General features: G+C 49.5%; 15 protein-coding genes and 1 pseudogene. 6 read left to right on the top strand and 10 right to left on the bottom strand.

Going from position 1 to position 16420, the window contains the following annotated elements:
- Positions 1–30: 30 nt before the first annotated feature.
- From DFP83_RS11130 to DFP83_RS11120, 3 genes are read left to right on the top strand one after another with little or no spacing between them, the layout of a single operon-like run.
- On the top strand, positions 31–1395 hold the full coding sequence (locus tag DFP83_RS11130; protein ID WP_110575728.1) for a GAF domain-containing sensor histidine kinase: 1365 nt from the start codon (positions 31–33) through the stop codon (positions 1393–1395).
- 22 nt (positions 1396–1417) lie between these two features.
- A complete protein-coding gene (locus tag DFP83_RS11125; RefSeq protein WP_110575727.1) occupies positions 1418–1879 on the top strand; it encodes a tellurite resistance TerB family protein in 462 nt (153 codons plus the stop codon).
- On the top strand, positions 1876–2625 hold the full coding sequence (locus DFP83_RS11120) for a substrate-binding periplasmic protein (RefSeq protein ID WP_110575725.1): 750 nt from the start codon (positions 1876–1878) through the stop codon (positions 2623–2625). Before DFP83_RS11125 ends, DFP83_RS11120 begins: the two co-directional genes overlap by 4 nt.
- On the opposite strand, the gene DFP83_RS11115 is transcribed toward DFP83_RS11120, so the two are convergent.
- From DFP83_RS11115 to azu, 3 genes are all read right to left on the bottom strand, one after another.
- Positions 2606–5719 (bottom strand): efflux RND transporter permease subunit, encoded by a 3114-nt coding sequence (locus DFP83_RS11115; protein ID WP_110575723.1) that lies wholly within the window; start codon positions 5717–5719, stop codon positions 2606–2608. The two genes, DFP83_RS11120 and DFP83_RS11115, sit on opposite strands and share 20 nt — an antisense overlap.
- The gene (locus tag DFP83_RS11110) at positions 5719–6780 is read right to left on the bottom strand and encodes an efflux RND transporter periplasmic adaptor subunit (RefSeq protein ID WP_110575721.1); all 1062 of its coding nucleotides are present in this window, start codon (positions 6778–6780) and stop codon (positions 5719–5721) included. The genes DFP83_RS11115 and DFP83_RS11110 overlap by 1 nt, the downstream gene beginning before the upstream one ends.
- 64 nt (positions 6781–6844) lie before the next feature.
- Positions 6845–7294, bottom strand: coding sequence for an azurin (azu, locus tag DFP83_RS11105; RefSeq protein ID WP_110575719.1), 450 nt, complete (start codon positions 7292–7294; stop codon positions 6845–6847).
- Between the two features lie 82 nt (positions 7295–7376).
- On the opposite strand from azu, the gene DFP83_RS11100 reads away from it, so the two are divergent.
- The gene (locus DFP83_RS11100) at positions 7377–8528 is read left to right on the top strand and encodes a trans-sulfuration enzyme family protein (protein ID WP_110575718.1); all 1152 of its coding nucleotides are present in this window, start codon (positions 7377–7379) and stop codon (positions 8526–8528) included.
- Here the strand turns inward: DFP83_RS11100 and DFP83_RS11095 are convergent.
- Positions 8525–10216: an NAD-dependent malic enzyme gene (locus DFP83_RS11095; protein ID WP_110575716.1), complete on the bottom strand. Its 1692-nt coding sequence runs from the start codon at positions 10214–10216 to the stop codon at positions 8525–8527. The two genes, DFP83_RS11100 and DFP83_RS11095, sit on opposite strands and share 4 nt — an antisense overlap.
- Before the next feature lie 198 nt (positions 10217–10414).
- Between DFP83_RS11095 and DFP83_RS11090 the strand changes: the two genes are divergently transcribed.
- A complete protein-coding gene (locus tag DFP83_RS11090) occupies positions 10415–10822 on the top strand; it encodes a hypothetical protein (RefSeq protein ID WP_110575713.1) in 408 nt (135 codons plus the stop codon).
- Here the strand turns inward: DFP83_RS11090 and DFP83_RS11085 are convergent.
- Genes DFP83_RS11085 through DFP83_RS11065 form a run of 5 tightly spaced genes read right to left on the bottom strand, consistent with a single transcriptional unit; the run spans position 10819 to position 15230 of the window.
- On the bottom strand, positions 10819–11247 hold the full coding sequence (locus tag DFP83_RS11085; protein ID WP_110575711.1) for an MAPEG family protein: 429 nt from the start codon (positions 11245–11247) through the stop codon (positions 10819–10821). The two genes, DFP83_RS11090 and DFP83_RS11085, sit on opposite strands and share 4 nt — an antisense overlap.
- Before the next feature lie 9 nt (positions 11248–11256).
- The gene (gene murI, locus DFP83_RS11080) at positions 11257–12003 is read right to left on the bottom strand and encodes a glutamate racemase (protein WP_110575709.1); all 747 of its coding nucleotides are present in this window, start codon (positions 12001–12003) and stop codon (positions 11257–11259) included.
- 9 nt (positions 12004–12012) lie between these two features.
- Complete coding sequence (locus DFP83_RS11075) at positions 12013–14253, bottom strand: heavy metal translocating P-type ATPase (protein ID WP_110575707.1); 2241 nt, start codon at positions 14251–14253, stop codon at positions 12013–12015.
- 8 nt (positions 14254–14261) lie between these two features.
- Complete coding sequence (locus tag DFP83_RS11070; protein ID WP_181416409.1) at positions 14262–14897, bottom strand: DUF998 domain-containing protein; 636 nt, start codon at positions 14895–14897, stop codon at positions 14262–14264.
- 9 nt (positions 14898–14906) lie between these two features.
- On the bottom strand, positions 14907–15230 hold the full coding sequence (locus DFP83_RS11065) for a heavy metal-binding domain-containing protein (RefSeq protein WP_110575705.1): 324 nt from the start codon (positions 15228–15230) through the stop codon (positions 14907–14909).
- A 114-nt stretch (positions 15231–15344) separates the two neighbouring features.
- Between DFP83_RS11065 and DFP83_RS11060 the strand changes: the two genes are divergently transcribed.
- A complete protein-coding gene (locus DFP83_RS11060) occupies positions 15345–16091 on the top strand; it encodes a 3',5'-cyclic-nucleotide phosphodiesterase (RefSeq protein WP_110575703.1) in 747 nt (248 codons plus the stop codon).
- Here DFP83_RS11060 and DFP83_RS11055 read toward each other — a convergent pair.
- Positions 16092–16331 (bottom strand): annotated as a pseudogene (locus DFP83_RS11055) (septal ring lytic transglycosylase RlpA family protein); the annotation flags it as partial.
- Positions 16332–16420: the final 89 nt, after the last annotated feature.

Raw genomic sequence — 16420 nt, 5'->3', positions numbered from 1 at the left:
TGGGGTTACAAGCAATCGATACCTAATATCATGGTCGAGAAACTCGAGAACATCCTCTTGCAGGTTTCTAAGTCGCCGATTATCGACGAAGGAAAACTCGAACAAGCAACGCAGCTGATAGTAAAGTCTGTCATTGAAGGGCTCGATATTAGTCGCGTTGGTGTTTGGCTCTATGATGACGAGAGCGCATGCATCAAAAGTGATTACTTACTTGATGCCAATCAGGGCGAACAGTCATCCGCGACGGTCTGCGCAGTCGATTTCCCTAATTATTTCAACGCACTCAAACAAGAGCGCACTATTATCGCTAATCGCGCAATCGAGCACCCAGCGACATCTGAACTCAAAGATTACCTAGCGCATTATGGCATTGTTGCCATGCTCGATGTTCCTCTGCGCCATAAAGGCAAAATGATAGGCGTGATGTGCTGCGAAAGCATTCAAAAGAATCGCCAGTGGAGCAGCGATGAAGTCGCCTTTGTCGGTATCCTTGCCGATATTTATGGTCGCGCCGTCAGTGCTGCCGAGCGTGTCAAATATGAGCAACTGTTAATTAGCCACAACGAGCAACTCGAGCAACGGGTGGCAGAACGAACACAATCGTTAGAAGATGCGCTGAGCAATTTCAAGCAGGCACAAGATCGTCTCGTAGAAACTGAAAAAATGGCCGCCTTAGGCAAGCTGGTAGCGGGCGTCGCACATGAGGTCAATACGCCACTCGGTATCGCAGTCACCGCCACCACACACTGCGAACATCGACTAAAAAAGCTCAAGCAGAGTTTTGAAGACGGCAAAATTTCACGCAATGCACTCACCCAGTATATCGACGACACGCTCGATGCTTACACACTGATGAACAGCAATTTAGAGCGAGCGGCAAGTTTAATTCAGAACTTCAAAAAAACTGCGGTTGACCAATCGAGCTTTGAGCTCGTTGAATGCGCTCTTTGCGATTACATTAGTTCGCTCGTGATGAGCTTGCGACCGATGGTGAAAAATAAAAAAGTCAGTATCAATACGCACTGCAAACAAGAGCTCACCATTAAAACCTATCGGGGCGCCTTAGCTCAAGTTATCACCAACCTGATCAGCAACTGTGCCGAGCATGCTTTTAAAGCGCCCGATAAGAACCATCAGATTGATATTTTCGTAGAAAAGCAAGATAACGATGCGTTGCTACGTATTACCGATAATGGCGCAGGCATCGATCCGGCTATTCAGCATAAGATATTCGAGCCGTTTTATACCACTGCTCGCGACGATGGTGGCTCAGGTTTGGGCTTGTCCATTGTTTACAATTTGGTTCAACGCAAACTGAATGGAACCATAGAGGTGCAATCGCAACTCAATGAAGGCACTACCTTTATTGTGCGTTTACCCAATATTTTAGACTGAACACGAGAGTGAACGAAGTATCATGCTACAAAAATTGAAAACATGGTTGAATACCCGCGTTGCGGACGAAAGTGACACTCGCCCTCACTTTGGTAACTTGGACGCGAATGAGACATTAAGCCTCATTTTGATGATGGAAGTTGCCTTAGCCGATGGCCAATTTGAACAGAGCGAGCACGATTACCTCGTACACGAGTTACAACAAGACTTTAAACAGTCGGCGGAGTCGGCCAATGAACTTATCGCCCATGCCAAAGCGCATGTCCGCGATGCGGCCTCTCTCTATGACGCTACAGCCCCCTTAAAGGCACTCGCTTACGATGATAAGGTCATGTTACTCGAGTCGTTATGGCAAGTTGCATATGCCGATGGCGCGCTCGACCCACATGAAGAGAGCATGCTGCGCAAATTAGCCGACTTACTTTATATTGATCACGCCGACTACATTCGTTGTAAGTTAGCGGCGCAAGAGTCCGTTCAATGAACCGTCGCTGCTGGCTGGGTATGACCTCACTCATATCACTCGTATCGACCTCAGTCAGTGCGCAGGACCCACTCACCGTTGGACTCGCCACAGGCTTTGAACCCTATCAGTTTGTTAGTACTGAGGGGCAAGCAACTGGATTCGATGTTGATGTCGCGAAAGCAATACTCAATGAACTGCAAGCGGACTATCGCTTTGAAGCCCACACATGGGATGACGTCATGAGTTTACTCCGCCATCACGCTATCGATATTGCCGTGGGCGCCGAAGTCAGTGCCGCCAGAAAGCCCTATTTTCTATTTACCGACTCGTATTACACTCGTCAGCCCGCCTTACTCACACTGGCGAATAATCAAAACATTCGGCGCGTAAAAGACTTGGTCGGTGAGCATATTACGGGCGATCGTCATTCCTCGTTAGAGTCGTATTTGAGCCAATTGGGATTAAAAAGTCAGTTTCGTATCGAGCAGATGAGTTCCAAATCAGAGGCGATGAATGCGTTGGCTAAAGGCAAGGTTAAAGCCGTTATTATGCCCAAACGCGTCGCTTTTTATATCGCAGATAAACTTAATATTAAGTTGAAAGTGTTATGGGAATCACCGCAGCCAACGCCCGTCGGCTTCGGTGTGACCAGTACTAACCCTGAGCTGGTTAAGCGGATTAATCGTAGCCTTGATACCCTGCGTGCTAACGGCACTTTGCAACGTATCAAGGCTAAATGGTCGATTAATGACCCTGCTGATTAGCCGCTTCGAGTTCATCGTGCAGACGTTGCGCTTCGTCAGCCCGTGGTTTAGTAAAGCGCGCTAACCACAAATACAGCACAGGCGTGAGGTAAAGCGTAAAGACAGTTGCTAAACCGAGTCCTCCAAATACAACCCAACCAATTGAGTTACGTGCCTCTGCACCCGCGCCTGTCGAGAGAATCAGTGGCAATCCACCTAAAATGGTTGAGACCAAGGTCATCATAATAGGACGTAAGCGGATAGATGCCGCTTGCTCCACCGCATCACGCACCGAAAGTCCACGGTCGCGCAATTGGTCCGCGAACTCGACCAACAATACCGAGTTTTTCGCCAACAACCCGATTAACATCACCAAACCTATTTGAGAGTAAATATTCAGTGATATCCCGGTTAACGCCAATGCGTAAATGGCCGCGGCAATACCAAAGGGCACCGTAAGCATGACGACAAAGGCACTGTTAACACTCTCGAACTGGGCAGCAAGCACCAACAACACAATCAAAAATGCCAGGATGTAAGTCATCGCAACTTCACGATTGGTGTCTTCAAATGTTTGTGCTTCGCCCAAGAAAATGAGGCCCATGCTGTCAGGCAACACGTCTTGTGCAATCGCGCGCAGTTCTTCAGTAGCTTCAGACAGCGGATACTCGGGTGGTATCTCTACTTCTACCTCAATCGCACGTCGTTGCGCATGACGCTCGAGTTCGGCTGACACGCCTTCTTCGACAATCTCAGCAACACTCGAGATAGGTACGAGCTCACCTGAGGTCGATGATACGTAAAGGTTTTGCATATCCTGCGGCGACTTAATTGCATTTAATCGCGTCTGTAAGATCACCGGGATCTGTTGGTCTCCGACATTCAGATCGGCGACATCATCACCATTGATCGCAGCGCGTAAGGTTGAAGAAATATCGTTTAATGAAACACCCAATTCAGCGGCACGGCGACGATCAATTTTAAACCGTAACTGAGGCTGAGTCGGTTGATAGGAGATATTCGGGTTACTGTAAGTTTCGGAGCGCGCTTGCACAGCCGCCGTAAACTGACGCGCTGCTTGGTAAATTTCGGCGTAACTTTCACCCGTTATAGCCATTTCAACGGCACCACCACCTTGTCCACCGCGAACATTCAATGAGTTACTACCAAAAGCACGCCCCGGAGCACCCGGGATTTGTCCCAGTGGGCCACGAATTTCGTTAATCACTTCTTGTTGCGTAATATCGCGATCTTCCCACGGATACATGTTGGCAGTAATAAACGCGATATTAGGGTCCCATTGACCCACCACGGTGTAGAGTGTTTCGAACGCACCTTCTTGCTGATACGGAATCAGCACCTCTTCCAGTGCACGGGCTTGCCGGTCCATAAAGTTGAGACCAACACCATCAGGACCACGAGCAAAAATACGTACGACGCCTCGATCCTCGTTCGGTAACAGCTCACTGGCGACATTATCGTATACAAAAACCGCCCCCGTCGCTGCAATCAATGAGAAAGCGACAATGACCCAGGACGCATTGAGCGCGAGCTTCAACGTCCGCTCATAACCTGTCTTAAACCAATGGCCAATCGGACCAAAAATATTCTTCTTACCGGCATTCTTTGGCAATCTCGCAGTAAACGCGGACACCAATGATAGCGCGACAAAGGAGGAGATAACGACCGCCGCTGCAAGCACGCCGCCAAACTCTCGGAACAATCGTCCGGCGGTTGAAGGCAGGAAGGCGATAGGAACAAACACGGCAACCAGCACGGCGGTTGTCGCGACAACCGCGAAGAACACTTCACGCGTCGCCAGCACTGCTGCCGCCCGGCTTCCCAAGCCCATGGCACGACGCCGCTGAATATTTTCCGCCACAACGATGGCATCATCGACAATCAACCCCGTCGCCAAGACCAGCGCGAGCAAGGTGAGAATATTAATCGAGAAGCCCATCAGCCAAATCGCCGCAATCGCGCCAAATAACGCCACGGGGATTGAGAGCGCCGGCACAATGGTCGCACGGAATGAACCAATAAAGACCCACAAAGTGGCAACCACTAAGGCAATGGTAATGGCTAGCGTGGTCACCACCTCGGCGACCGACTTACGAATAAATAGCGCGTCATCATTGGTGACGGTCATTTCCATGTCAGGAAACCGCTCACGCAAGCGCTCCAACATGGCTAACGCTTGGTCGGAAATTTCAATGGTATTTGAACCCGCTTGACGGATAACACCAACACCGACCACCGGCTTGCCGTTCAGACGTACAAAGCTATCGGCATCCGCGGGGCCAAAGTAAGCTTGTGCAACATCGCCAATACGGGTGTCACCCGAAATGATGATATTTTCGATTTGCTCAGCGTTAACCGACGTCGCATCGGCACGAATAATAATACGTTGGTCAGTCGACCTTAGGCTGCCAGCAGGCACATCAAAGGGCGCTTGCCGCAACGCGTCAGCGACATCGGTGACAGACAGGCCAAAACTGGTTAATCGAAGTGGATCAAGAGCGACTCGGAGGACGCGCTCACGCGCTCCATTCAAACGCACGTCGGCTACGCCTTCGATCGACAGAAACTCTGGCGCAAAGTCAGTTTCTAAGCGGCGCGTTAACTCTTCTAGACTAAGCGTTTCGCTCGATACCGCGATATCCAATACCGCGCGGGCATCGTCATCCGCTTTTACGACGTTGACTTGCTCAACGTCCTCAGGTAATTCGCGTCTAACTTGGTTAACCGCCTCGCGTACTTCTGCCGCCACAACATCCAGATCAACGCTCGGCTGAAATTCGACCACAGTACGAGCAGAGTTTTCCTCTGACTGCGAGCGAATCGATTTAACCCCGGATACGCGTGCAGCGGCACCTTCTAGGATACTTGTAACTTCTGCATCAACTGTTTCGGGCGCCCCGCCAGGTAATGAGGCACGCACCGTAACTACCGGCTGGTCGACATCGGGTAGTTCACGTACTTCTACACCCATGAGCGCAGCCACGCCCGCCAGTGCAATGAGAATATTGAGTACAACAATAAGTACCGGCCGGCGAATTGACACGGATGGTAGGTCATTACCCTCGTGTGCAGGCAGCTGTTGTTTGTCAGACATTACTCAACCACCTCTTCAGCGCCTGCATCTAACTCACTTAACTCGTACTTAATGGGTTGACCATCACGAAGACTTTGCACACCTTCAACAATCAAGGTGTCATCACGGTTAATCTCGCCGGATACCAGTACACGCCCCTCAAGCCGTTGTTCAATTTGAACCTCAACCCGCTTTGCTTTGTTATCTTCGGCAAGCCAAATATAAGGGTTGTTAGCGCCCCAAGAAAGCGCCACTTCGGGGATCGAGGCAAACTCCTCACCTGCGACTTCTATCGCAGTACGGAAGCTTGTGCCAGGTAAGAAATCATCGTTTTTATTATCGACTTTTGCACGTGCTCTAAACATCCGGGTGGTTGGGTTAATGCGTGAGTCGAGTTCAACGATCTCGGCATTCACCGGCTGCCCCGAATAGCGCCACGGTTCGACTTCGAGAGTAACCCCCGGCTTAAGCAAATAGACCGCTGCCTCGGGGATCTGAAAATTAATTAACAATGTGTCGCGATCGTCAATCGTTGCTATCTGTGTTTGTTCATTAATGCGGTCGCCTTCTTCAATATCGGTAATACCCACGATGCCATTGAAGGGCGCAATGATGGTGCGGTCAGCAATTTCTGTTTTAACACGATCGACCTCAACCTCAGCAAGGTCGCGCAGTAAAATCGCATTATCGAGTTCCGATTGCGGGACGGCGCCCTGCTCAAAACTTTGTCTTAAACGTTTCACGGTGCGTTCAGCATCTTTTAAGCTGATTTGTGCTTGCCGCAATGCCACCTGTTCGCGGCGATCATCGAGTTGCACTAATACTTGGCCCGCTTGCACACGGTCGCCGGGTTCAAAGTTAACCTGAGTTACACGTTCACTGACCGGAGAGAATAACGTCACGGCTCGCTGTGCTTCAGCTGTACCTACAGCTTCAACTCGATTTTTCTCATTTTCGAATTGAACCGGTGCAACATTAACAAGTGCTTCTCTTGCACCAAAGCTCTGCGCATGAAGACCCGTTGATAAGGTGAATAATGTAGCTAGAAATGTAACCTGCAAACACGATGTAAAACGTCTCATAATTCCCTATAAAAACCCGCGGGTGCCGAGCAGCCGCGGGTTTTTTAACTCGCTTAGATTCAGATTATTGAGTCAGCTTGAACTGACCTTTCATAATTGCCGAGTGACCTGGGAATGTGCAGTAGAACATGTAGTCTCCATCTGCGCTCATTCCTTCAGTAGAAAATGTCACACTCGTTGATTCACCACCACCGATCACGTCAGTTGCAGCAATCACTGTATCCGAGTCAGGCACGTAGTTGTTATCGAGGCCTGCCGACATACCCTGTTGCACAACTGATTGCATATCGCTAGATTTACTCAGCACCCAGTTGTGACCCATTACTTTCTTACCCATTTTGCCTGAGTGTTCTAAAGTAAGGGTTACTTCAGAACAACTGGCTGGAACAGAAAGTTCACTTTTATCATAACGCATGTTATCTGTACTAGTAATTGTCAGTTCACATTCGTTAGCAAGTGCCGAGTTTGCGACCAACAACACCGAACCCGCGAATAAAGCTTTTAACAAACGCATTGCATTACCTCTCATTTTGAGACCAAAATACACTCAGATCATACGCAATAGAGCTAAATTAGATTACTGAGTAAACAAATTTATGACAAAAAAGATCAACGACAGCTTCCAAACATCCCTCGCTCAAGGCGGGGATAACTTAACAACGCCATTCAAGCCGATCATCCCCGGTATTTTTACATCAACCACTTACCAAAGAGATGAGGATAATCAATATCGTAGCGGAAGAGTCTATTCTCGCGCCGATAATCCAACCTACGACGCACCGGAAAAACTCATTGCTCAACTCGAACATGCCGCGGATGCAAAATTATTTGCCTCCGGCATGGCGGCCGCGACCGCTGTATTTCAAGCACTGAAGCCCGGCGACACGGTATTGGCGCCAGACATCATGTACTGGGCATTACGTAATTGGTTAAAGGGTTTGGCAACCGATGCCGGGCTTAACGTTCACTTTGTCGATATGACGCAACTCGATAAAGTCGAAAATAAAGTCATGCAGCTCCAACCCAAACTGATTTGGCTCGAAACGCCCGGCAACCCGATGTGGACCGTGAGTGACATTCGCGCCATTGCCGATATTGCTACGCAACATGGCGCGCGAGTAGCTGTCGATTCAACCGTAGCCACACCGATACTAACACGTCCACTCGAATTGGGCGCTGATATCGTTATGCATTCTGCGACTAAGTATCTGAACGGCCACTCTGATGTTATCGCCGGCGCACTCGCCACGCGAGAAAAAGATGATTTCTGGCAGCGTATTTTGGCAATACGTGCACAAGGCGGCGCAGTACCGTCACCGATGGATGCAGCTCAGCTATTACGAGGGATGCGTACTTTATATCTGCGTGTGCGCGAAAGCTGTGACTCGGCAATGTTTCTTGCTGAGCAATTGGAGCAACACCCCATGGTTTGCGAAGTGCTCTACCCAGGGTTGCCGTCTTTTACTGGTTATGCAGTCGCCCGTAAGCAAATGCAAGGCGGCTTTGGTGGCATGCTATCGATTCGATTAGTCGGAGGCGAGCACCAAGCGGTCGGCACTGCTGCCAAAACACGGTTATGGCACCGCGCCACCTCGCTTGGCGGCGTCGAGAGCCTCATTGAGCATCGTGCCAGTATTGAAGGGTCGGGCACGCCTGTACCCAACGACTTACTAAGATTGTCTGTCGGCATTGAGCGGAAAGAAGATTTACTCGCCGATTTAGTTCATGCCATCGAGGCGTCAGCTTAAATGCTGACGCGCTTGTAACGACGGTACTCAGGTGACCAGAAGTTTTTCTCAATACGTTGCTTGAGTACCTCATCGTCGATTTCAAGCGCAACGCCCTCTTCTTGTGCCACTTTCGCAACCGCAAAGGCAATGTCTTTACTCAATTGAGCCAGCTCGGTAAAACCGGGTAATAAGTTCTTATTCTTACCGTTGGCGCTCGGCGAGGCTTTCGCCAGCGTCTTACTGGCCACTCGGAACATCTCATCACTGACACGTGTCGCCTTCACCGCGATAACACCTAAACCGATGCCCGGAAAGATATAGCTGTTATTACATTGCGCTATCGGATACGTGGTGCCTTCCCACTCGACTTCACCAAATGGGCTACCGGTGGCGACAATCGCCTTACCTTGTGTCCATTTAATCACATCATGGGGGTGCGCCTCGACATGCTTCGACGGGTTCGATAGCGGGAAAATAATCGGTTGATCCACGTACCGTGCCATGGTGGTAATGACTTGTTCGGTAAACAAGCCTGCCTGACCTGAAACCCCAATTAATACATCGGGTTCAGCACAATGAATGACATCTAACAGCGATGGATAGTCGCCACTGTATTGCCAATCCCCCAGACTATCCACAGGTTGCGCTAGCGCCTGTTGGAAGTCACGCAAATCGCTCATGCTATCTACCACAAGACCATAGCGATCAACCATAAAGATTTGCTTCTTCGCTTGTTCTTCGCTGAGTCCTTCGGCCATCATTTGAATCATCACCTGCTCAGCGATGCCGCAGCCGGCAGAGCCTGCCCCAACGAAGACGACTTTCTGTTCACTGAGTTGTTTGCCTTTTTGACGACAAGCCGCCAGCAATGTGCCCACGGTGACAGATGCGGTGCCCTGAATATCATCATTGAAACAGCACACTTCATCACGGTAGCGACGTAATAACGGCATCGCATTGGGCTGCGCGAAATCTTCAAACTGCAGCATCACGCCGGGCCAACGGCGGGTCACTGCCTTAATAAACTTCTCCAAAAACTCATCATATTGCTCTTGATTAATCCGCTTGTGGCGAGCCCCCATGTACATCGGGTCATTCAGCAATTTTTCGTTGTTAGTACCGACATCCAGCATCACTGGCAGGGTGTACGCGGGACTGATACCACCACAAGCGGTGTACAGCGACAACTTACCAATGGGAATGCCCATACCACCGATACCTTGGTCACCTAAACCGAGAATGCGCTCACCGTCGGTGACGACGATCACTTTGACTTTCTGCTTAGTCGCGTTGCGCAAAATATCATCGAGCTGATCGCGTTCAGAATAGGAGATAAACAAGCCACGTGAACTGCGGTAAATGTCAGAGAATTTTTCGCACGCATCGCCCACTGTAGGGGTATAAATAATCGGCATCATTTCTTCTAAATGATCCGTTAGCAAACGATAAAACAAGGTTTCATTATTATCTTGAATAGCGCGCAAATAGATGTGCTTGTTAAGTGGAGTCTCGAAGCTCTTATATTGCATATAGGCACGTTCGGCCTGTTCTTCGATTGATTCATAACGGGGCGGTAACAAGCCCGTTAAGTTAAATGCCGCTCGCTCTTCTTTACTAAACGCGCTGCCTTTATTCAGCAACGGTGTTTCTAACAACGATGGTCCCGCATAGGGAATATACAAAGGACGTTTTTGTTCGTCAGACATGCGCTCGGACTCCTAAACCAAGATAAATTGACTGCCGAGATGATAGCAGAAAATCAACAGGTTAGGTTGAACGAAGCACACACTCTAAAAACAGGACTGACCAGATGCGGTTAATGGACTTGCAAAAAGGGTGAACTAAATCGACAGTATACGAGTAATTGAGGCACAATAGATTAAATTTTTTAGAAAGCAAGAGTTATGGATAACCGCTCACTATCAGACGATGGCTTTTTAGAGTCCATCGAGCAGGGCCTGTTTAGCAGAGGCGATACTGATCACAATTGGCATTTGAGACTTGCTTGGATACACCTCAAGCGAGCACCGTGGCCTATTGCTCTCGCCGAAGTGGTCACCACGCTACGCGCTAATCAACACATCATGGCACTCAACGAGCGTTACCACCATACCGTAACGGTGGCAACGCTGCGTATTATGAGCCAACGTCTAAATGAACAGCCGATCACTGACTTTGCCGAGTTCAAACAGCACAATAGCGATTTAGTTGATGATTTAGCCGGAATTTTAAGCCAGCACTATAATCTCGAAACGCTCAACTCTGCGACCGCCCGACGTACGTTTGTCAGCCCTGATAGAAAGCCCCTTTAAAGATAGCTTCCGATTAAGTGACCCACAGTCAATAACAATAAAGCGACGTTGGCAAGCCAACCTAGCATAAAAAAATAGCTACGTGGGCTTGGGTTCTTGTTCGTGGCGATCACGTAATAGAGAATCATGTGCAGAATACGCGCTAGGGCAAATAATCCCGTCAAAAGCGCAGTCCAAAACGGGCTTACACCGCTTATAACGGCTAGAAACACCGTTCCCAGCATGACACTCAGGTTCTCTACACTATTTTGGTGTGTGCGCCATGCTCTAAAGATAAAACTTTCGTGTCCCTGCTGCTGCGGTGGCGTGCCGGGTATTGCCCCTTGCTCTTTTGCTTTTTGACCGCTGGCTATCAACCACTGAACCAGTACCGTTGCTAAAATAACCGCGATTGCAAAAAATGTTACACCATATGCTTCAAACATGACGTGTCCTTATAAACTCAATTGCCACCGTTTCGCGACGCGTCTTACCGCATCGACATTTTCAGAGGCGTGAATGGTTATCGGTGTTTGCTCAAACTGACGCTTTAGATCTAAATGCTGACTTAACCACTGTACCATTGCTTCGCCCGAATGGATCGTTTTTGCGCCACTAAAATATTCACTGATCGCATCGCTAATCAGTGGAAAGTGAGTACATCCTAACAGCACAACGTCTGGCCGCTCTAGCGCGCTAAAGTAATGCTCAAAGGTGGCATGTAAAATCGCGCCGTCGTAAAGTTCCTCCTCGACAATCGGCACAAACAAAGGCGTCGCCATCGCCGTGGCATGCTCAAAACCAAGCTGCTTTATACGCCGCTGGTATTCACCCGATTGAATCGTCGAGCGTGTTGCTATCACCAGTACATGGCTGTCGTGGTTAACTTCAGTCGCTTGCTCAAGTGCCATTACACCAGGCTCTAACACGCCATAGACCGGCTTATTAGAAAACTTCTGCATGGTTTCCAGCGCCACCACACTCACGGTGTTACACGCAACAACCAAAGCGTCCACATCAGTACCATTGAAAAACTCAACCGCCTCAAGTGCGTATCGAGTCACTGTGTTACTGTCTTTGCTACCATACGGCACGCGTGCCGTATCCCCGAAATATAACAACTCGGAAAAGTAACGACTGCGCTGCAATGAGCGGGCAACGGTGAGCCCCCCTACGCCGCTATCAAAAACTCCTAACTTCACTGAGGTTCCTTACAAAGAAATACGTTTAAGACGTAACGCATTAGAAATGACAAACACACTTGAAAGCGCCATCGCGCCAGCAGCTAACATAGGTGACAAGGTAATGCCCCAAAATGGGTAGAGTAAACCCGCCGCCACCGGAATCAGTGCGGTGTTATAAGCAAATGCCCAAAATAGGTTCTGGCGAATATTCCGCATTGTCTGACGTGACAACCCAAACGCATTACGCACGCCATTCAAATCATCTGACATCATCACCACATCGGCACTTTCAATCGCCACATCGGTGCCCGTGCCGACAGCGATCCCGATATCGGCAGCAGCCAAAGCGGGCGCATCATTAATACCATCGCCGACAAAAATTAACGTACCATACTGTGCTTGCAGTTTTTTAACCGCGTCCACTTTACCATCGGGTTTAACCCCAGCCACCACTTCACGGATACCGAGCTCTTTTGCAACTTTTTGTGCGGTCGCTTCGGCATCACCAGTCACCATAGCGGTGTGTATGTTGTGCTCACCCAAATAGTTAATTAATGCCTTTGCTGACGGTCGAATCGGATCCGCAACCGAAAACACAGCAGCTAGCTGACCATCAATCGCCACATAGAGTGGGGTTTGCCCGTTGCGCTCGATAGTTTGAGTATGCTGCTGAGCGCTGTCGACCGCAATAGACTGCTCATCCATTAAGGTACGCGAGCCAACCAATAACGTACGGCCATCAACCTTGCCCTCAACACCAAGCCCCGCTAAGGCATTAAAATTATCGGGTTGGGTCAGCTGCTTGCTTTTAGCTTCAGCATAATTAACCAGCGCCTGAGCGGTTGGATGCTCTGAACGTTGCTCAAGACTCGCCGCGAGCGTTAACGCATCATGATCTGCTTGCGTTGTCTCCCAACTCACTACCTCTGGGTGACCTGAAGTCAAGGTACCGGTTTTATCAAACACCACAATACGCGCGTTTTCGATTTGCTGTAATGCGCTGCCTTGCCTAAATAATACCCCCTCATCGGCGCCGCGTCCCGTGCCCACCATAATAGAAGTGGGCGTCGCAAGCCCCATGGCACAAGGGCATGCAATAATGAGTACCGCTACTGCGTTAATTAAGGCAAACGTGAGCGCATTGTCGCCTTTAGCAAAAAACCACACCAAAAAAGTGAGTGCCGCTGCCGCCATAACCGCAGGAACAAACCACAGCGTAATTCGGTTAACGGTATCTTGGATAGGTAACTTGGCGCCTTGCGCTTGTTCAACCATGCGGATAATTTGCGCCAGCACCGTGGTTTCACCTATCGCGGTAGCTTTAAAGCGGAAACTACCCTGTTGATTAATGGTGCCGCCAACGACCTTATCGCCCGTTTCTTTCGCGACCGGATCGGCCTCACCGGTAATCATCGATTCATTAACATAGCTGGCGCCGTTGACGACTGTGCCGTCGACAGGTACCTGTTCGCCTGGACGCACTTCGATCATATCGCCTTTGCTCAGTGATTTGATATCGACAGTCTCGCTACTGTCGTCGTCACGCACACGACGTGCGGTTTTGCTTTGTAAGTTCAATAAACGCTTGATCGCGTCGGAGGTGTGGCTTTTCGCCCGAGCCTCTAAAAATCGCCCGGCTAAAATCAGTGTGACGATGACCGCGGAGGCTTCAAAGTAAACGTTGACCGCGTGTGCTGGCAGCCATTGTGGCGCTAGCGTAGCAACCACTGAATACCCCCAAGCGGCTGTCGCGCCCAACACAACCAATGAGTTCATATCAGGGGCACGTCGCCATAGCGCGGGTATACCTAATTGATAAAAGCGACGCCCCGGCCATGCCAACACTAGGGTAGTCAACACCATTTGTATCCAGAAATGAGTCGATTGGCCAAGCGTGGAATCAATCCACTCGCCAAATACTGGAATCAAATGACTGCCCATCGCGAGGACAAACACAGGCAGGGTCAGTAGCACGGCGATAATCAGATCGCGCTTTAATTCCTTGAACTCACTCGCCTTCTGCTGCTCTTGTCGCGCCATTTCGGCTTCACGATCGACAATCGCATGAGCATCATAACCCGCATCTCGAATTGCCTGAATCGCATCCTCTTGCGAGGCCGAAACCAACGTCATTTCTGCGGCATCAGACGCTAAGTTAACACTGACATCCTCAATACCTTTGACACTATTTAACGCTTTATCAACGCGACTCGCACAGGAGCCGCAGTTCATTCCTTCGACCGATAAACGTATTTGTGTGCGTGCCATACTGCCCTCTATTCGTTTGAGGAGTGTTTACGGGTGATTCCAAGTAGGAGCCAGAATACAGCTAACTGGGCAATTTCGAGGTACCGTTGAATTGCGCCGCGAACGGGTTCGAGGTTTTCGGTTGGCATGATGAAAAAGCCTAACCCGATAATGATCGCCAATAACACAAAGACAATTCGCAACACCCAATGCGCGCGAGGAGTAAAGGCGAGCAACAACGTACCGGCGGCAAAGCCCAAGTAACTTAGAATACCGATCCAATTGTGAATCGTCTGCGATGCCGAACCGTCAATCGGACAACCCGCATCGCAAGGCGCAAGCGCTGCGCCCAAATAAGCAAAGGGGTAAAAGAACAGTAATGCGTAGCCGAGTGCACTGATACCCTCAACACGTACTCGGCTACGCGCAGACACCAAGAAACTTAACACCACAATCGCAAAGGGTACAAAGCCCACCCAGCCTAGAACACCGGCTGCCGTTGTGCCGGTGGCATTAATTTCGCTGATGTACTGGCTCATATGGCTGTAATCGGGCTTAACCCAGCTTGCCACCAACAGTAAACCCAGCCAAAAAATCGATACCACCACAAGTTGTGGCATCATCGCTTGTTTTGCGGAAGTGTGATCGGGTGTTGATGTCTGCACTGTTGCTCCTTATTTTTTAAGTTTAACGGCGGTACCGCTGACGCTGACCATCATCATAGCACCTTTTTGACCAACCACTTCATAGTCGATATCAATGCCAATCACCGCATCAGCACCTAATAACTTGGCTTTTTCTTCGACCTCTGCAAACGCAATTTCGCGCGCCCGAGTCATCTCACGCTCGTAGGCTCCCGCACGGCCACCCACAATATCGCGCACCGCACCAAAGATATCTTTGAATACGTTGGCGCCTAAGATCGCCTCACCCACCACAATATCGAGATACTTTTCAACTTCATGACCTTGGATGGTTGCGGTTGTTGTTTTTATCATCTCATTCTCCTTCGAGTTGTCTGGAATAATCCTAGCGAATCCTATTTCGAACTGACAATTAAATCGATACTATAGTTGTAACGATAAGTGTCCTCTTTTTATAACAGGTGTGCAATGTTTCGAGTGCTCGGAAGTAGTGGTGGACTCAGTGGTAACCCGCAAAAAGGGTCGACCTGCATTCAATTAAACGGTGAAACGCTCATTGATGCCGGAACCGGCTTATCGTCGCTACAACTCAGCGAAATGAAAGCCATCCGCCATATCTTTTTGACCCATGCCCACATGGATCATATAGCGGCGCTACCCACCTTCGTCAGTAACCTGTTTGACCAAAGTCGTTTACCGCTTAAAGTGTATGGTCTCGCCCACAGCTTAGAGCGCCTTAAACAGCATATTTTTAATAATGATATTTGGCCCGACTTTACTCAGGTGCAAGATAATGGCACGTCCATGCTCGAGTTAGTGGAGATTAAGCCAGGCCAGGTCATTGAGCATCAAGGCATGACGCTCACCGCGTTCGAAGTGCCACACGCCATACCCACCATTGGGTACGCAGTGCAACAACCCAAAGTCAGTGCTCACTCACATTTTGTGTTTTGTGCCGACTGCATCGTGACCGACGCCCTTGTCTCAAAGCTCAACGAATTACCCCCCATTAGCACACTGATGGTGGAATGTTCGTTCCCTGACAGGCTCGAAGAAGTGGCAATCAAAACCCAGCACATGACGCCGTCATTAGTCAGCCGCCTATTAGAGCAACTCGAAAAGCCGCCACATAGCGTCTGGATAACACATCTTAAACCGAGCTACGAGGAAGAGCTCCGCGACGTTTTGCGCGCAGAGCCATGGCATGTGCTTTAGTTAGTCAGTAATCACTTGCATTTTTACATCAATGATACCGACATCGAGGTCAGCGATTTCGCCAAAAGCGGAACGTGAAAGATCAATAATACGTCCTTTGATAAAGGGGCCCCGGTCATTGATCTTCACCACCACTGACTCACCATTGGCGAGATTGGTCACACGCACCAAGGTGCCGAACGGCAAGGTTTTATGCGCCGCGGTATCGTCAAAATGGCTGTAACGCTCGCCACTTGCGTATTTCGGTGATTCCGAACAGCGATTCCGGAGTTATCCGATCACCTGTTAGCCGTTCTTTTTCATAACCCTCTTTTTACGCTAAGTGATCG

It is taken from the genome of Idiomarina fontislapidosi (assembly GCF_003226255.1).
GTDB lineage: Bacteria > Pseudomonadota > Gammaproteobacteria > Enterobacterales > Alteromonadaceae > Idiomarina > Idiomarina fontislapidosi.
Note: the sequence above shows the minus strand (reverse complement) of the source record. Positions and strands in the feature narration are given on the sequence as shown.